Annotated in this window: 13 protein-coding genes; 7 read left to right on the top strand and 6 right to left on the bottom strand. The window is 63.0% G+C overall.

Annotated elements, in window-relative coordinates; all coding sequences use genetic code 11:
• Positions 1–443: 443 nt before the first annotated feature.
• The 3 genes from CON76_RS12895 to CON76_RS10205 are packed head-to-tail and all read right to left on the bottom strand — an operon-like array spanning position 444 to position 4,018.
• Positions 444–671 (bottom strand): hypothetical protein, encoded by a 228-nt coding sequence (locus CON76_RS12895; protein WP_145995412.1) that lies wholly within the window; start codon positions 669–671, stop codon positions 444–446.
• A 13-nt stretch (positions 672–684) separates the two neighbouring features.
• Positions 685–1,623, bottom strand: coding sequence for a LysR family transcriptional regulator (locus tag CON76_RS10210; protein ID WP_101103255.1), 939 nt, complete (start codon positions 1,621–1,623; stop codon positions 685–687).
• Positions 1,624–1,633: 10 nt separating this feature from the next.
• A complete protein-coding gene (locus CON76_RS10205) occupies positions 1,634–4,018 on the bottom strand; it encodes a hypothetical protein (RefSeq protein ID WP_101103254.1) in 2,385 nt (794 codons plus the stop codon).
• 214 nt (positions 4,019–4,232) lie between these two features.
• On the opposite strand from CON76_RS10205, the gene CON76_RS10200 reads away from it, so the two are divergent.
• The gene (locus tag CON76_RS10200; RefSeq protein ID WP_101103253.1) at positions 4,233–6,434 is read left to right on the top strand and encodes a malate synthase G; all 2,202 of its coding nucleotides are present in this window, start codon (positions 4,233–4,235) and stop codon (positions 6,432–6,434) included.
• A 69-nt stretch (positions 6,435–6,503) separates the two neighbouring features.
• On the opposite strand, the gene CON76_RS10195 is transcribed toward CON76_RS10200, so the two are convergent.
• Genes CON76_RS10195 through CON76_RS10185 form a run of 3 tightly spaced genes read right to left on the bottom strand, consistent with a single transcriptional unit; the run spans position 6,504 to position 8,390 of the window.
• Positions 6,504–7,019, bottom strand: a complete 516-nt coding sequence (locus tag CON76_RS10195) for a GNAT family N-acetyltransferase (protein WP_101103252.1) — start codon at positions 7,017–7,019, stop codon at positions 6,504–6,506.
• Complete coding sequence (locus tag CON76_RS10190) at positions 7,016–7,297, bottom strand: type II toxin-antitoxin system TacA family antitoxin (RefSeq protein ID WP_101103251.1); 282 nt, start codon at positions 7,295–7,297, stop codon at positions 7,016–7,018. Before CON76_RS10190 ends, CON76_RS10195 begins: the two co-directional genes overlap by 4 nt.
• A 52-nt stretch (positions 7,298–7,349) precedes the next feature.
• Positions 7,350–8,390 (bottom strand): NAD(P)H-dependent flavin oxidoreductase, encoded by a 1,041-nt coding sequence (locus tag CON76_RS10185; protein WP_101103256.1) that lies wholly within the window; start codon positions 8,388–8,390, stop codon positions 7,350–7,352.
• Positions 8,391–8,488: 98 nt separating this feature from the next.
• Here CON76_RS10185 and CON76_RS10180 point away from each other — a divergent pair, with 98 nt between their 5' ends.
• The 6 genes from CON76_RS10180 to CON76_RS10155 form a co-directional block, all read left to right on the top strand.
• Positions 8,489–9,091: a hypothetical protein gene (locus CON76_RS10180; protein ID WP_145995411.1), complete on the top strand. Its 603-nt coding sequence runs from the start codon at positions 8,489–8,491 to the stop codon at positions 9,089–9,091.
• Positions 9,092–9,118: 27 nt separating this feature from the next.
• Positions 9,119–9,508, top strand: a complete 390-nt coding sequence (locus tag CON76_RS10175; protein WP_101103249.1) for a hypothetical protein — start codon at positions 9,119–9,121, stop codon at positions 9,506–9,508.
• 48 nt (positions 9,509–9,556) lie between these two features.
• A complete protein-coding gene (gene hemB, locus CON76_RS10170) occupies positions 9,557–10,567 on the top strand; it encodes a porphobilinogen synthase (protein WP_101103248.1) in 1,011 nt (336 codons plus the stop codon).
• Positions 10,568–10,616: 49 nt separating this feature from the next.
• A complete protein-coding gene (locus tag CON76_RS10165) occupies positions 10,617–11,822 on the top strand; it encodes a magnesium transporter CorA family protein (RefSeq protein WP_101103247.1) in 1,206 nt (401 codons plus the stop codon).
• Complete coding sequence (gene recQ / locus CON76_RS10160) at positions 11,812–13,713, top strand: DNA helicase RecQ (protein ID WP_101103246.1); 1,902 nt, start codon at positions 11,812–11,814, stop codon at positions 13,711–13,713. The genes CON76_RS10165 and recQ overlap by 11 nt, the downstream gene beginning before the upstream one ends.
• A 207-nt stretch (positions 13,714–13,920) precedes the next feature.
• Positions 13,921–15,729: phosphoenolpyruvate carboxykinase (GTP) (locus CON76_RS10155; RefSeq protein ID WP_101103245.1), on the top strand; the 1,809-nt coding region annotated here is incomplete at its 3' end.

The following is a 15,729-nucleotide window of genomic DNA, read 5'->3' as shown; positions in this document are numbered from 1 at the left end:
TGCTGCCGCCATCGAAGCGGCCCTCGATCTTGCGTCGGCCCAGTCGGCCAAAATCAATCACGCCAACCTCATCGGCAGTTGTTTGCGGTGTACAGTTTGGTTTCGGCATTGCCCGTCCTCTCATCCAGATTCGATACCTCGATGTTCGGGCATTTCAAGGGCAATGTCGTCCTCATTTCTACGGGCTATGGTGAAATATCCGGGCTAACCTGGCAACAACGGGCGGCGTGCCGTTTTCGGCTGAAGCAAAAGTTACTGGTGATGGCCGACTGTTCATCTCGCTGCCCCACAACAACCGGATTTATGAAGGTGACTGGGGATACAAAACGAACAGCATGGGACGGAAGGGTGGTCAGAGGATCGCGCAGTATTCCGTGCCGTTACATCGTTGGGTGGTTTCACTTTAAGCTGGTCGTTACAGCTGCCTCAAATGTAGTTTGATGTCATGTGCTGTCGGAAGCCCGCACGTTTGTTTTTGAATCTGTGCATGGCAGTGTTTTGATCGGAACTTCGTCGGCGGCTGTGCTTCTTGCCAGTGCATCGCACCACGCCATTGCTTCAGCTTCGCGCGTTTGGTTTGCTGCCATGGCGCGGTAGCCGTTGTTCAGTCCAGCGGTTGCGTCTTCGTGCATTTCAGGCCCTTGATGCGTTGTTGTACGTGCCGTTTTCATGGTGTGAATGAGTTCAGTTTGCACCTGAGCGCGACCAAAAATCGGGCTGGCCGTAACGGGTTTTCAGGAAGTCGATCCACAGCCGCACCCGCAGGGGCAGGTGCTGGCGCTGTGCAAACACGGCGTAGATGCCGTTGGGCGGGGCGGCAAAGTCGTCCAGTACCGTGACCAGACGGCCTGCGGCCACATCGGCTTCCACCTCCCAAGTGCTGCGCCACGCAATGCCGTGCCCAGCCAAGCACCATTCGTACAGCACTTGGCCGTCGGTGCAGTCCATGGGGCCGTGGGGGCGCAGGTGGATCAGCTCGCCCGGCTTGCCGGGGTGGGCTGCGGGCAGCAGAAAGGCCCAGCCCCGGGTTTGCGAGGCATCGGACGACAACGTGAGGCAGCGAAAGCGCACCAAATCGCGCGGGTGCTGGGGCCGCCCGTGCTGTTGCAGGTAGCGCGGCGTGGCCACGCACAGGCGACGGTTGTCGGCCAGCCGCACGCTGACCAGGCTGGAATCGGGCAGATCGCCCACCCGCACCGCGCAGTCGTAGCCTTCGGCGGCCAGGTCGATCACGCGGTCGCTCAGGTTGAGCGAGACCGTGACCTCCGGGTGCAGCTCGTGAAAGTGCGGTACCAGCGGTGCCACGTGGCGGCGGCCAAAACCGGCGGGTGCGGTCAGGCGCAGGTGCCCGGTGGCGCGCCGCCCGCCCGCGCTCACGCTGGCCTCGGTGTTGGCAATGTCGGCCAGCAGGCGCTGGCAGTCTTCCAGATAGGCGCTGCCTTCGTGCGTGAGGGTGATGCGCCGGGTGGTGCGGACCATGAGTTTGACACCCAAGGCGGCTTCCAGCGCGTCCAGGCGGCGCCCAATGATGGCGGGCGCCACGCTTTCTGCCCGTGCGACAGCGACCAGGCTGCCGCGCGTGGCCACGGCGGCAAATGTGGCCATGGCTTTGAGTTTGTCCATGCAGGGGGACTCAGCGCAAAAAGCCGAGGCTGAATACCTGCGGGCGCAGTTTGTCGCTCAGGGTTTGGTAGGCTTGCTCGAAAGGCCCAAAGGCCACGGGGCGGACGTCGCCGCTGGCGTTGCGCTTTTCCAGGGCTTTGCGGACTTGGTACCACCCCACGTCGGGGCGGTTGAGCTTGAGTTCGTCGCGCACGGTGCGCACATCGGTGTGGGCGAAGTAGGCTTTCCACAACACGCGCCCGGCGTTCAGCACGGCTTGGGCCTCGGGCGACAGGGTCTTGTCGGCCAGGTACTGCACCATGAAGTCGGACTCGAAGCGATCGGGCGCGTCCACCTCGGCCTCGGTGAAGGGGATGAAGTGGTTGACCAGCGACCATTTCTTGCCGTTCCATTCGATGTCGTTGGCGCTGGCCGTGAGATTTTTGCCGTGGAAGAGCATCCACAGCAAGCAATCGGTTTTGAACTCGCCCGTCAATTCCCCAGTGGGTTGCAGAAACTGATCGCTGTGGTTGATCCATGTGTGTTTGACAAGAAGACGCATAGTGAACACGACCGCCGCTTGCCATAAATTCTCAGCCTTGATGTACAAGCCACCACCGTTGCCACCCGTAAAAATGGACGAGGTGATACAGGTTTCTTGTCCGGCATGTTGCAAGTCGTTGTTGCTGGCGTACAGGTAGGCCAGCATGTTGTCGCAGGCCTTTTTCAGCCGAGGGTTGCTGGACACCTTCAAAGCGTTGGAAAGTGGCAGGGCCAGTTCGTCGTTGGTGGCGGGCTTGTCCATCCAGACGTTGAGATAGCTGGTGCTGGGCAGGTGGTAGAACTTCTTTTCCCCGATTTGCTCGGCTTTCTTGTTCAAGACTTCGACCGTGATTTCTGCAATGGGCATTCGCTTTTTTGCATCCTGGTCAGTCTTCCAAATCAGAAAACCGATGGGGAAGTCGCCATTCAATCCGTCAAAGGATTTGCTATGCACGATGAAGCCACCCAGATACGCGGCGTTCCATGTGTGGCGAAATTTCTCAAAGTTGGGCGCATTTACATATTTCAGCGTGCTGAACATGGCCAAGGTAGCCGTTGGCAACTCCTTGGCAATACGCACCAGAAATTGCACGAAAAGCTCCTTGCTGGCATACCCGGTGCGGGTCATGCTGGCGTTGATGCGCGTTTGCTCAACACCTTTCTTGTTCATGCCCCCCTTGCCAATGCCTGACCCCGTTTCGCCATACGGCGGATTGATCAATACCAAAATTTTCTTGCCCGCTGCAATCGCCTCTCGCAGCCCCTGCGGCACCTTGTTGCTCAGGCTGTAGTCGATCTGCCCATCATCGGCGATGTCGTCATTCAGGTAGTCGTACTGGAAGCGTTGCGCGGCCACGCAGGTCTTGGTGGCCTTCATGACGTCGATGTCGGCCTGGTCCAGCGTGCTCATGTAGAGGTTGCGCGGGTTGCTGTGCTTGACTTCCAGGTTGCCCACGCCGCAGCACATGTCCCACACGATGTACTCGCGCTGCCAGTTCTTGCCCAGCGTTTCGGCCAGCTTGTCGTAGGCCTTGTCCACCACATGCAGCGGCGTGTAATACGCGCCCTTGAAGCTGCGTTCGTCCAGCGGAATCAGGCTGTCGCGGCGCTCCAGCAGGTAGTCGCGGTATTCCGACTTGGGCGGTTTGTGGTAAATGGCCCAGAACTGGCGGTAGCCCTCCTTGTTGCCAAGCTCGTACATTTTCCCGGCCAGGCTGAACACCGGGGCACCGTTCTTGTGCAGCAGCTCGGCGGGCAGGTTGGCGTGGGTGGATACCGTGCCGTCGTGCATGATGTCCGCGAAGAACAGCAGGGCGTAGTCTTCTTCGGCCACGCCCCCAATTTCGCGCCCGATCATGGCCACCCATTTGTCAAACACCTGCTTGAGGTTGTCGGGCGTGATCTGCGTGCGGATGATGTCGCCAGACTTGATCGCTGCCTTCACGGTGCCGAGGAATTCGTCCTCGTGCGTCGAAATCCTGAACGAAACGAAGTGCGTGCCGATGTGGGCCGAGATCTCGTCCAACGCCTCCTGGGTGTACTGGCTGGCGGACTTGCCCCATTTGACGGTCTTCCTGGCCAGGAAGGGCAGCACGTCGGCGGTCTTCATGATCGCTGCCTTCTCGGTGTCGATCACCGCCAGCAAGGCTGGCACATGGTCGCCCTTGTCCAGCGCGACCTGCACATAGTGCAGCAGTTGCGTGAACATGGCGTAGGTGGAGTTCTTGCCGCTGTCCTTGGCTTCAAACCAGATTTCTTTGGTCTGGATGTCGATCAAGCCCTTGGTAAAGCCCTTGAGGCCGAGGGCTTTGATGTAAGCGTCTTTGACGTCTTCTTCGCTTTTGACGGTTTGGAGTTGGGTGTACAGGGTCACGGTGGGTATTGGGTCGGGTAGGGGGGAGCCTGATACCCGCAGAATACCTACGGAGTTCAGTTGATTATGGGTGAATTATGTGTAAAAAAGTCACGACTGATGGTGTGCTGGGGTGAACAATTTCGGGCCCGACCTCGCATACAGTAGAGCCATGTCACCGTGCTGCTGCGGCTGCCCGGTTCTGGATTTTTGTATTGACCTTGTTGGAGATGTCATGACCGCACGCACCCCCGTCCACCGCCTGCAAGTGGCAACCGAGTTGTTCCGTTTTGTTGAAGACCAAGTGCTGCCCGGCACAGGCGTGGAGAGTGCCCATTTTTGGGCGGGTTTTGATGCCATCGTGGCCGATCTGGCCCCCAAAAACATCGCTTTGTTGGCCGAGCGCGACCGCCTGCAAACCGAAATGGACGCTTGGCACACCGCCCACCCCGGCCCGATTGCCGACATGGACGCTTACCGCGCTTTCCTTGAGCAGATTGGCTACTTGGTGCCGGTGCCCGAGCAAGCCCAAGTCACCACCGCCAACGTGGACGACGAACTGGCCACGATGGCCGGCCCGCAATTGGTGGTGCCTATCCTCAACGCCCGCTACGCACTCAATGCCGCCAACGCGCGTTGGGGCAGCCTGTACGATGCGCTGTACGGCACCGATGCCATCCCCGAAACCGATGGCGCTGAAAAAGGCACCGGTTACAACCCCGTGCGCGGTGCCAAGGTAATCGAATTTGCCCGCAACGTGCTGGATCAAGCCGCGCCGCTGGCCAACGCCTCGCACAAAGACGCAACCGGTTACAGCGTGGTCAACGGCCAACTGCAAGTGGCACTGGCCAACGGCGGCAGCACCGGCCTGTGCAACCCGGCCCAATTCGTGGGCTACAAGGGTGATGCGGCCAGTCCCAGCTCGGTGCTGCTGCAAAACAACGGCATCCACATCGATGTCGTCATCAACCGCGACACCACCATCGGGGCCAGCGACGCAGCTGGCATCAGCGACATGGTGATGGAAGCCGCCCTGTCCACCATTCTGGACTTGGAAGATTCCGTGGCCGCCGTGGACGCGCAAGACAAAGTGCTGGGCTACCACAACTGGTTGGGCATCCTCAAGGGCACGCTGACCGAATCGTTTGAAAAAGGCGGCAAGACCCTGACCCGTGGCCTCAACGCCGACCGCATCTACACCGCCGCCAACGGCGCAGGTGAGGTGCGCCTGCATGGCCGCAGCCTGATGTTCGTGCGCAACGTTGGCCACCTGATGACCAACCCGGCCATCCTCTACACCGCCGCCGACGGCAGCGTCAAGGAAATCCCCGAAGGTGTGATGGACGCGGTCGTGACCACCACCATCGCGCTGCACGACTTGCAAGGCCACGGTGCCAACGGCATTCGCAACAGCCGCAAGGGCAGCGTTTACATCGTCAAGCCCAAGATGCACGGCCCGGCGGAAGTGGCCTTTGCCAACGAACTGTTTGGCCGCGTGGAGCAGCTGCTGGGCTTGCCCGACAGCACCGTCAAGCTCGGCATCATGGACGAAGAGCGCCGCACCTCGGTCAACCTCAAGGCCTGCATTGCCGCCGCCGCCAGCCGCGTGGCGTTCATCAACACCGGCTTCCTGGATCGCACCGGCGACGAAATGCACACCGCCATGTTGGCCGGCCCCATGATGCGCAAGGGCGACATCAAGGGCAGCGCCTGGATTGCCGCCTACGAGCGCCGCAACGTGCTGATTGGCCTGCAATGCGGCCTGCGTGGCAAGGCCCAGATCGGTAAAGGCATGTGGGCCATGCCCGACCTGATGGCCGAAATGCTCAAGCAAAAAGTGGTTCATCCCAAGGCCGGCGCCAACACCGCTTGGGTCCCCAGCCCGACCGGAGCCACCCTGCACGCGCTGCACTACCATCAGGTCAACGTGGCCGACGTGCAAGCCGAGATCGAACGCGCTGGCGACGATCCGCAAGCCCTGCTCACCAGCCTGCTGACCATCCCGGTGGTGGCCGAAGCCAACTGGAGCGAAGCCGAGAAGCAGCAGGAGCTGGACAACAACATCCAGGGCATTCTGGGCTACGTGGTGCGCTGGGTGGATCAGGGCGTGGGCTGCTCCAAGGTGCCCGATATCAACGACATTGGCCTGATGGAAGACCGCGCCACGCTGCGTATTTCCAGCCAACACGTGGCCAACTGGCTGCACCACGGTGTTGTCACCGAAGCCCAAGTGCGTGACACCTTTGTGCGCATGGCCGCCAAGGTGGACGGCCAAAACGCGGGTGATCCGGCCTACAAGTCGCTGGTCGACCACCAGAACGGTGCCGCATTCCAAGCCGCGCAAGACCTGGTGTTCAAGGGCAAGGCCCAGCCCAGTGGTTACACCGAGCCGCTGCTGCACGCTTGGCGCTTGAAGGTCAAGGCCGGTCAGGCGTGAGGATATCCGGGTTGAGCCCGAAATGATGGAACGGCACCTGAGGGTGCCGTTTTGTTGTCGATTCTGGTTTCAGGCCGCGCTGGATAGGTGCAGCATCTGCACCGTGGCCAGCGGCAGAAACAGCGTCAGTGGTGCATCGGGCAGCGCCAGCAGGCCGTGGTGCTGGTAGAACGCGGCAGCCTGGGTGTCCTTGGCATCCACCAGCAGCGCATACGCCGCGATTTCGGCCCGTGCAGCGCGTTGCAAGGCATCGGCCAGCAGCGCACTGCCCAAGCCTTGCCCTTGAAAGTTTTGGTCGATGGCCAGCCGCCCCATGCGCACGGCAGGTACGGTGGGGTAGCGCGGCAGTCTTTTGGCGGTAGCGGCTGGCAGGTCGCTCAGCAGCACGCTGGCCGAGGCCAGCGTGTAGTAGCCCGCGATCTGGTGGGTAGCATTCAGGGCCACAAAGCAGGCCGTCACCCGTCGCCGCACGTCTTGTGTGACTTGTTCGCGCAGATAGCGGTTCAGCGGGGCTGACCCGCTGTCGAATGCGTTGCGGTTGTGCGTGCTGTCCAGCGGCACCACCCGGAATGGGGCGTGGCTCATCCGGCCTGCACCAGCCGCTGGTGGCGCGCAAAGGCGCGTTGCAGCGCCGGGGCGGGTGGGGGCGGCGACAGCAGTGCTTGGGCAAAGCATTCCTGATCCGCCAGCGACAGCCGCACCACCTCGGCTTGCTGGATGGTGCGTTGCGCCGCTGCTTGCACCGCCGTGATGACGAAATCGGTCAGGGTGCGCCCTTCGAGCTCGGCGGCGCGTTTGAGCAGGGTGTGCAGGTCGGGGCTGATTCTGGCCTCCAGGCGGGCTGATGCTGTGGCTGTGGGCATGGGATTGTCCTTTCAGAAGTAAATGTACGGCAATTTGCCGTACAAATCCAGTTCAAGTAGGTGCCTGTGCCAGCTCCTGTGTCAACCGCCCAGCCGGTATGGCCTTGCAACCCGACACGTTCTGCCCCGCCCACAGTGGGGAGAGGTCGCTGTTGCCCGCGCTTTCGGCGCGGCTGCGCAACGGCGCGGAGGCGGCGGTGGCCAGCGGAAATTGGGGCGCTTGTGGGTGCATGGGGCCGAGTTCGCGCACCAGCCGGTTGACGATGCCGCGTGCGGGCCGCCCGGTGAAAACATTGGTCAGGGCGGTGGTGTGGGCTTGCTCGCTTTGCAGTGCGGCGCGGTGCAAGCTGCTGGTGCGGGCCTCGGGGCACAACAGGTAAGCGGTGCCCACCTGCACCCCGGCTGCGCCCAGCGCCAAGGCGGCCCGCACGCCACGCGCGTCGGCAATGCCGCCAGCGGCAATCACCGGCACCTGTACCGCGTCCACCACTTGCGGCAGCAACGCCAGCGTGCCCAACTGGGTGTTCAGGTCGGACGACAAGAACATGCCCCGGTGGCCCCCGGCTTCCAGCCCTTGCGCGATGATGGCATCGGCCCCGTGCGCTTGCAGCCAACGCGCTTCGGCTACGGTGGTCGCCGACGACACAATTTTTGCACCGCTGCGGCGCACCATGTCCAACAGCTCGGGGGCGGGTAGGCCAAAATGAAAACTGACCACCGCAGGACGGTACTCGCACACCAGTTCGGCCATGGCGTGGTTGAACGGTACCCGCGCCGCGCCCGCGCCCACGGTGGCGGGGTCTATGCCCCAAGTCTGGTAATAACCGCCAAACAAGTCGAGCCACCCTTGTTGTGCCGCGTCATCGGGTGTAGGCGCTGTGTGGCAAAAGAAATTCAGGTTGAACGGGCGGTCGGTGCCGTGGCGCAACACCTCCAGTTCTTGGCGCAAAGCGTCTGGGGTGAGCATGGCACACGGCAGCGATCCCAGTCCTCCGGCGTTCGATACCGCCAGCGCCAGCGCGCTGTCTTGTACCCCAGCCATCGGGGCTTGAACAATGGGCAATGCCACGCCCAGCAGTGTTTGCAATTGCATGATTTTTTCCAAGTGGTACTTTCGACACACCATAGCGTAGCGTGGACGCTGCCCCCTACAATGCCGCCATCCCTTGTTCAACACTTCAGATGGTCGGCATGTCCTCCACCCCCGCCAGCGAACTGGCCCAGCTGCTCGAACCCAGTTTGCACAGCTTCAAGGCCATTGCCGACTTGGCACTGGAAGAACAGCGCCCCCTGAGCGATTACGTGGCGCAGGGGGTGGACTTTGCTTGGCACGCGCTGGCCGCGCCCACATTGTTGGAGCAGGTGGTGCGTTACTTGACCGAGCAGCGCAACCTCACGCCCACCGCCGACAACGAGCGTTACCTGCGCCAAGTGTTGGCCGACACGGTCAAACAACTGCCGGGCTACCGGCTCATCCAGTCCCAATCGCCACAACTGGTGGCGCTGTTGGGTGATTTTTTTTACACCACGCTCACGCAGCAGCGCACACTGGCCGCCTTGGCCCGCAAAGAAGCCTGCGCCACCCTGGCCCAGCAGGCGGTAGACTACCTGTGCGAGGTGCGTGGCTTGAGCCTGTCCCCGCAGCATGTGGCCGAGGCCGAACGCATGATCGACCAAATTTGCACCCGCATTGGGGTGGACGTGCCCACGCTGGACACCGACCCGGTGCTGGTCGAAAGCCTGATCGGCCTGTTGTCGCGTTCGCTGCTGGCCCAGCAAAGCGGCAATGCCTGAAGTGCCACCTCATCTGCCGCCTTCTTTATGAGCTCCTTTGCCCCTCTGCGCTACCTCACTTTCGATTACAGCGAGGACGACCACGGTCACGGCACCTTTGATGCCATGGCCAGCGTCACACCGCACCAGGCGGCAGTGGTGCAGGCCGAAATGGCCGCCGTGTTGACGTGGGCGGCGTGCGACTTTGCCGGTGTGCGCGCACCGCTGGACGACGGCGGCGATTGGGATGCCGAGGTGCAAGCTGTACAAGAAGTGGCCACCCCATTGGCATTGGATTACGACACGGTACACCGCCAGTGGCACACCCGGCCCGGTACGCCCGGCGTGCCGCGCCTGACCTACACTCTGACCATCACCGGTACCGCCGCTTTCTGCGACGCGCTGCGCGAGCGTTTTGCGCTCGATGCCGATACCTGATCCGTTTTGAAACCGCGCCCAACGCGCCATTTGCCACAATACGCTTCTATGAACGCCAACCATCCCGCTCCTTTTCCCCTGTCGCGCCCGCGCCGTTTGCGCCGCGACGTGTTCACCCGCAACTTGGTGCGCGAACACCACCTGACCGTGTACGACCTGATTTACCCGGTGTTTGTGTTGGACGGCCACGACCGCTGTGAGCCCGTGGCCTCCATGCCGGGCGTAGAGCGCCTGAGCTTGGACCGCTTGCTGCCGGTGGCGCAGGAATGCGTGGACTTGGGTATCCCCGTCATGGCCTTGTTCCCGGTCATCGACCCCGCGCTCAAAAGCCCCGATGGCCGCGAAGCCTGGAACCCCAACGGCTTGATCCCGCGCGTGGTGCACGAGCTCAAATCGCGCTTCCCTACCCTGGGTGTGATGACCGATGTGGCGCTGGATCCTTACACCAGCCACGGCCAGGACGGTTTGCTCGACGACCAAAACTACATCGTCAACGACGCAACCGTTGAAGTGCTGGTGCGTCAGGCCCTGACGCAAGCCGCTGCTGGTGTGGACATCGTGGCCCCCAGCGACATGATGGACGGCCGCATCGGTGCCATCCGTCAGGCGCTGGAGCAACGTGGCCACGTCCACACCCGCATCATGGCCTACAGCGCCAAGTACGCCAGTGCCTTCTACGGCCCGTTCCGCGATGCCGTGGGCAGTGCCGCCAACTTGGGCAAGGCCGACAAAAAAGTCTACCAAATGGACCCCGGCAACACCGATGAAGCCCTGCGCGAAGTGGCGCTGGACTTGGCCGAAGGTGCCGACATGGTCATGGTCAAGCCCGGTATGCCGTACTTGGACGTGGTGCGCCGCGTCAAGGACGAATTCAAGGTACCGACCTTCGCTTACCAAGTCAGCGGCGAATACGCCATGCTCAAGGCCGCCGCGCAAAACGGCTGGCTCGACCACGATGCCGTGATGATGGAAAGCCTGTTGGCCTTCCGCCGCGCCGGTGCCGATGGCGTGCTGACCTACTTTGCCCGCGACGCGGCCCGCCTGCTGCTCGACCTGTGAGCCCGGCCCACCCCGCCCGCCCCGCCTGAGAGCGCCCCACGCACCGCCTATGCGTGTCTTTCACATCCAGGGCTTTAACGTGGCCGAAACCGACACCCTGCCCGAGGCCTTGCCCGCGCAGGGTTTTGTCTGGGTGGCGCTGGGCCGGCGCGAGTTCGAGCTGCTGCAGACCGAAGTCCAGCACTGCCTGCTGAGCCTGTGCGGGGCACAGCTGGTGGATTTGCACATTTCGGATTTGCTCAACAAGCAGCTGCCCTCGCACTACGACTACACCGGCCAGTACGACGTGCTGGTGTTCCGCCGCCTGGCACAGGGCCGCAGCGAGACCAACCTGAGCGAGCCTGGCCAGCCGCTGCACCAGTCGCAGCGCCGGGGCGGCCCGCCCGTGCTGCGCCGCATCGACACCAGCCCGGTCGGTTTTGCGCTGTTCGACCAGCTGCTCATCACCATCCACCCCACCGACTGCGCGGTGCGCGAGACCTACGCCGCGCGCCTGCTGGGCACCGCCGAGGCGCATGCGCGTGCTGTGCGCTTCCAAGACCACCAGCCCGATCCCGTGTTGTTGGCCGACAGCCCGGTGGCGCCGTTCGTGCGCATCGACACCCGGCTGGACGCCCGCGCCACCGCTGCGCGCCTGATGCCCACCAGCTCCGCCGACCTGATGCTGCGGCTCGTCAACCACATGGTGGACGGTTACTTGGAGCTGCGGCGCGAACTCACGCGCCAGCTCGACCATTGGCAAAGCGAGTTGCTCGACCCGCGCACGCGCTTCAACAACTGGAACAGCTTGCTCGACGCGCGCCTGTCGCTGCACCAGCTGGACGAAATCTGCGAAGACCAGCGCGCCGCCATCCAAGACTGGATCGAGGCCCTCAACAGCTGGCCTGTGGCCAGCACGCCCGAGGGGCAGCGCGAGTTCGAGCTGCTCAAGGTGCGCAGCCGCGACGTGCTGGAGCACATCGAGCGCGTGGTACACCACGTGCGGCGGTTGGAACAAAGTGCCGAGGCGGCGGTGCAGATGCACTTTTCGGCCCAGAGCCACCGCGCCAACGACATCATGCGCACCCTCACGGCGCTGACGGCCATCTTCCTGCCACTCAACCTGATGGCGGGCATCTTCGGCATGAACTTTGAATTCATGCCGCTGTTGCACACCTCAGCGGGCTTTTGGTGGGCCATGTTGTCGATGGGGGCCATTGCCGTGGGCCTGAGCGTGTTCTTCTGGCGCAAGCGTTACCTGTCGCATGAACTCTGATGCTGTGAAGCAGGCTTGCTTGGCCGTGTTGCGCGAGGTGTTCGGTTACGAACGCTTCCGGAGCCGCCAGCAGGACATCGTGACCCACGTCGGTGCCGGGGGCGACGCGCTGGTGCTGATGCCCACGGGTGGGGGCAAGTCGTTGTGCTACCAGGTGCCTGCCATCGTGCGCCAGCGTGCGGGGCAGGGCGTGACGGTGGTGGTCTCGCCGCTGATTGCGCTGATGCACGACCAGGTGGGTGCGCTGCTGGAGGCCGGGGTGGCCGCCGCCTACCTCAACTCCAGCCTCAGTCTGGACGAAGTCAACGCGGTCGAGCGCCGCCTGTTCCGGGGCGAATTGACGCTGCTGTATGCCGCCCCTGAGCGCCTGACCACGCCGCGTTTCATGGCTCAGTTGCACGCGCTGTACGAGCGTGGCCAGTTGGCGCTGTTTGCCATTGACGAAGCCCATTGCGTCAGCCAGTGGGGCCACGACTTCCGGCCCGATTACCGGGGCCTGGCCGCGCTGCACGAGCGGTTTCCCGGTGTGCCCCGCATTGCCCTGACCGCCACCGCCGATGCTTTGACGCGCGAGGACATCGTGCAGCAACTGCGGCTGCAAGAGGCGCAACACTTTGTCAGCAGTTTCGACCGGCCCAACATCCGCTACACGATTGCCGAGAAGAAGGACAGCCCGCTGCAACAGCTGGTGCGTTTCATCCGCGACGAACACAGCCACACCGTTAACGGTCAGCGCGCGCACGATGCGGGGGTGGTGTACTGCCAATCGCGGCGCAAGGTGGAAGACGTGGCGGCGCAACTGGCCGCCGCGGGCCTCAACGCCTTGCCGTACCACGCCGGGCTGGACGCGGCGCTGCGCCAGCGCCACCAAGACCGTTTTTTGCGCGAAGACGGCATTGTCATGGTGGCCACCATCGCGTTTGGCATGGGCATCGACAAGCCCGACGTGCGTTTTGTGGCGCACCTGGACTTGCCCAAGAACATTGAAGGTTACTACCAGGAGACGGGCCGGGCGGGCCGCGATGGCGAACCGGCCCAGGCCTGGCTGGCCTACGGTTTGCAAGACGTGGTCAACCAGCGCCGCATGATCGACGACAGTCCCGCCACCGACGAGTTCAAGCACGTCATGCGCGGCAAGCTCGATGCGCTGCTGGCGCTGGCCGAAGCCACCGACTGCCGCCGTGTGCGCTTGCTGGCCTACTTTGGCGAAACCAGCCCGCCCTGCGGCAACTGCGACAACTGCCTGCACCCGCCGCAAACGTGGGATGCGACCGAGGCCGCGCGCAAGTGGCTCTCTTGCATGTACCGGGTGCAGCAGGCCAGCGGCATCGCGTTTGGGGCTGGGCACATCATCGACATCCTGCGTGGCAAGCGCACCGACAAGGTGTTGCAACACGGCCACGAGCGTTTGAGCACCTTTGGCATCGGCACCGACCTGGCCGAGGCCGAATGGCGACGCCTGCTGCGCCAGCTCATCGCGCGCGCGGCGGTGTGGGTCGATGGCCAGCACCACAACACCCTGCAACTTGGTGCGGCAGCGCGCCCGCTGCTCAAGGGCGAGGGCGAGGTGCGCCTGCGCGTGGCCAGCACCGAGCCCCGCACCCGACTGCGCGACCGCGTGGAGCGCCAGCGCGCCACCGCCGCCAGCGAAGCCACCCTCAACACCGCCGCCCGTGAGACCCTGGCCGCACTCAAAACCTGGCGTGCTGGGGTGGCGCGTGAGCACAACCTGCCCGCCTACGTCATTTTTCACGATGCCACCCTGCGCGCCATTGCCGAACGCCAGCCCCGCAGCGTGGCCGAGTTGGCGGGCATCCCCGGTTTGGGGCACAAAAAGCTCGAAGCCTACGGTGCCGACGTGGTGCGGGTGGTAGCGGCTGAGGTAGCGTAGATTTGCACCAAAAAGGTGCGATTGACCTAAAAATGGCCCCAACAGCCACTTTTTCGCACACATTTTGCCGACCATGCGTAAAATACCGCACCCCCTTGGTCGGCCCCGGTGTTGTGAAAACAGGATTTGGAAAACCGTTGCACAGGTTGAGTGTTTGACGTGCGACGTTTTTCCACATCCGCTTTTTCAACCTTTGGAGTCTTCCCCATGAACGTGCCCGCCTACGTCAAACACGCCAAGCTGATTGCTTGGGTGCAAGAAATTGCCGATCTGGTCAAACCCGCCAACATCGTCTGGTGCGATGGCAGCGAAGAGGAATACAACCGCCTGTGCGAGCAAATGGTGGCTTCGGGCACCCTGAAACAGCTCAACCCGGCCAAGCGCGCCAACTCCTACCTGGCTTGCTCCGATCCGTCCGACGTGGCGCGCGTGGAAGACCGCACCTACATCTGCTCCGAAAAGCAGGAAGACGCCGGCCCGACCAACAACTGGATGGCCCCCGCCGAGATGCGCGCCACCCTCAAGCCGTTGTTTGACGGTTGCATGGCTGGCCGTACCCTGTACGTGATTCCGTTCAGCATGGGCCCGCTGGGTTCGCACATCGCCCAAATTGGCGTCGAGCTGACCGACAGCCCCTACGTCGTGACCAACATGAAGCTGATGACCCGCATGGGCAAGGCCGTGTACGACGTGCTGGGTGCCGATGGCGACTTCGTGCCCTGCGTTCACACCGTGGGCGCACCGCTGGCCGCAGGCCAACAAGACACCGCTTGGCCGTGCAACCCCACCACCAAGTACATCGTGCATTACCCCGAAACGCGCGAAATCTGGTCGTACGGCTCGGGCTACGGCGGCAACGCGCTGCTGGGCAAGAAGTGCCTGGCGCTGCGCATTGCCTCCACCATGGGCCGCGACCAAGGTTGGCTGGCCGAGCACATGCTGATCCTGGGTGTCACCAGCCCTGAGGGCAAGAAGTACCACGTGGCCGCCGCCTTCCCCAGCGCCTGTGGCAAGACCAACTTTGCCATGCTGATTCCGCCGGCAGGCCTGAACGGCTGGAACGTGACCACCATCGGTGACGACATCGCCTGGATCAAGCCGCACGCCGACGGCAAGCTGTACGCCATCAACCCCGAAGCCGGTTACTTTGGCGTGGCCCCGGGCACCAACACCCTGACCAACCCCAACTGCATGAACTCCTTGGACAAGGATGTCATCTTCACCAACGTCGCGCTGACCGACGATGGCGACGTGTGGTGGGAAGGCATGGGCGAGGCTCCGGCCCACGCCATCGACTGGCAAGGCAAGGACTGGACACCGCAAATCGCCAAAGAAACGGGTGCCAAGGCCGCCCACCCCAACGCCCGCTTCACCGTGGCCGCCACCAACAACCCGGCGCTGGATGCCGCATGGGACGACCCAGCCGGTGTGCCGATCGACGCGTTCATCTTTGGTGGTCGCCGCTCCAACACGGTGCCGCTGGCCACCGAAGCCCGCACCTGGATGGAAGGCGTCTACATGGCCGCGACCATGGGTTCCGAAACCACCGCCGCTGCCTTTGGTGCGCAAGGTGTGGTACGCCGCGATCCGTTTGCCATGCTGCCGTTCTGCGGCTACAACATGAGCGACTACTTCCAGCACTGGCTGGACATGGAGCACAAGCTGGAAGAATCGGGCCACACCCTGCCCAAGATTTTCTGTGTCAACTGGTTCCGCAAGGGTGCTGATGGCAAGTTCGTGTGGCCGGGCTACGGCGACAACATGCGCGTGCTCAAGTGGATGATCGACCGCATTGAAGGCAAGGTGCAGGGCGAAGACCACGCTTTCGGCATCAGCCCGACCTACGACGAAATCACTTGGGACGGTCTGGACTTCAGCCGCGAACAGTTTGCTTCCGTCACCGACATGAACCCCGCCGACTGGAAGGCCGAACTCGACCTGCACACCGAGCATTTCAACAAGCTGGCCTACCACCTGCCGCAAGAATTGGTGGAGACCAGGGCAATCGCATTTGAA

The organism is Macromonas bipunctata (assembly GCF_002837135.1).
GTDB lineage: Bacteria > Pseudomonadota > Gammaproteobacteria > Burkholderiales > Burkholderiaceae_C > Macromonas_A > Macromonas_A bipunctata.
Note: the sequence above shows the minus strand (reverse complement) of the source record. Positions and strands in the feature narration are given on the sequence as shown.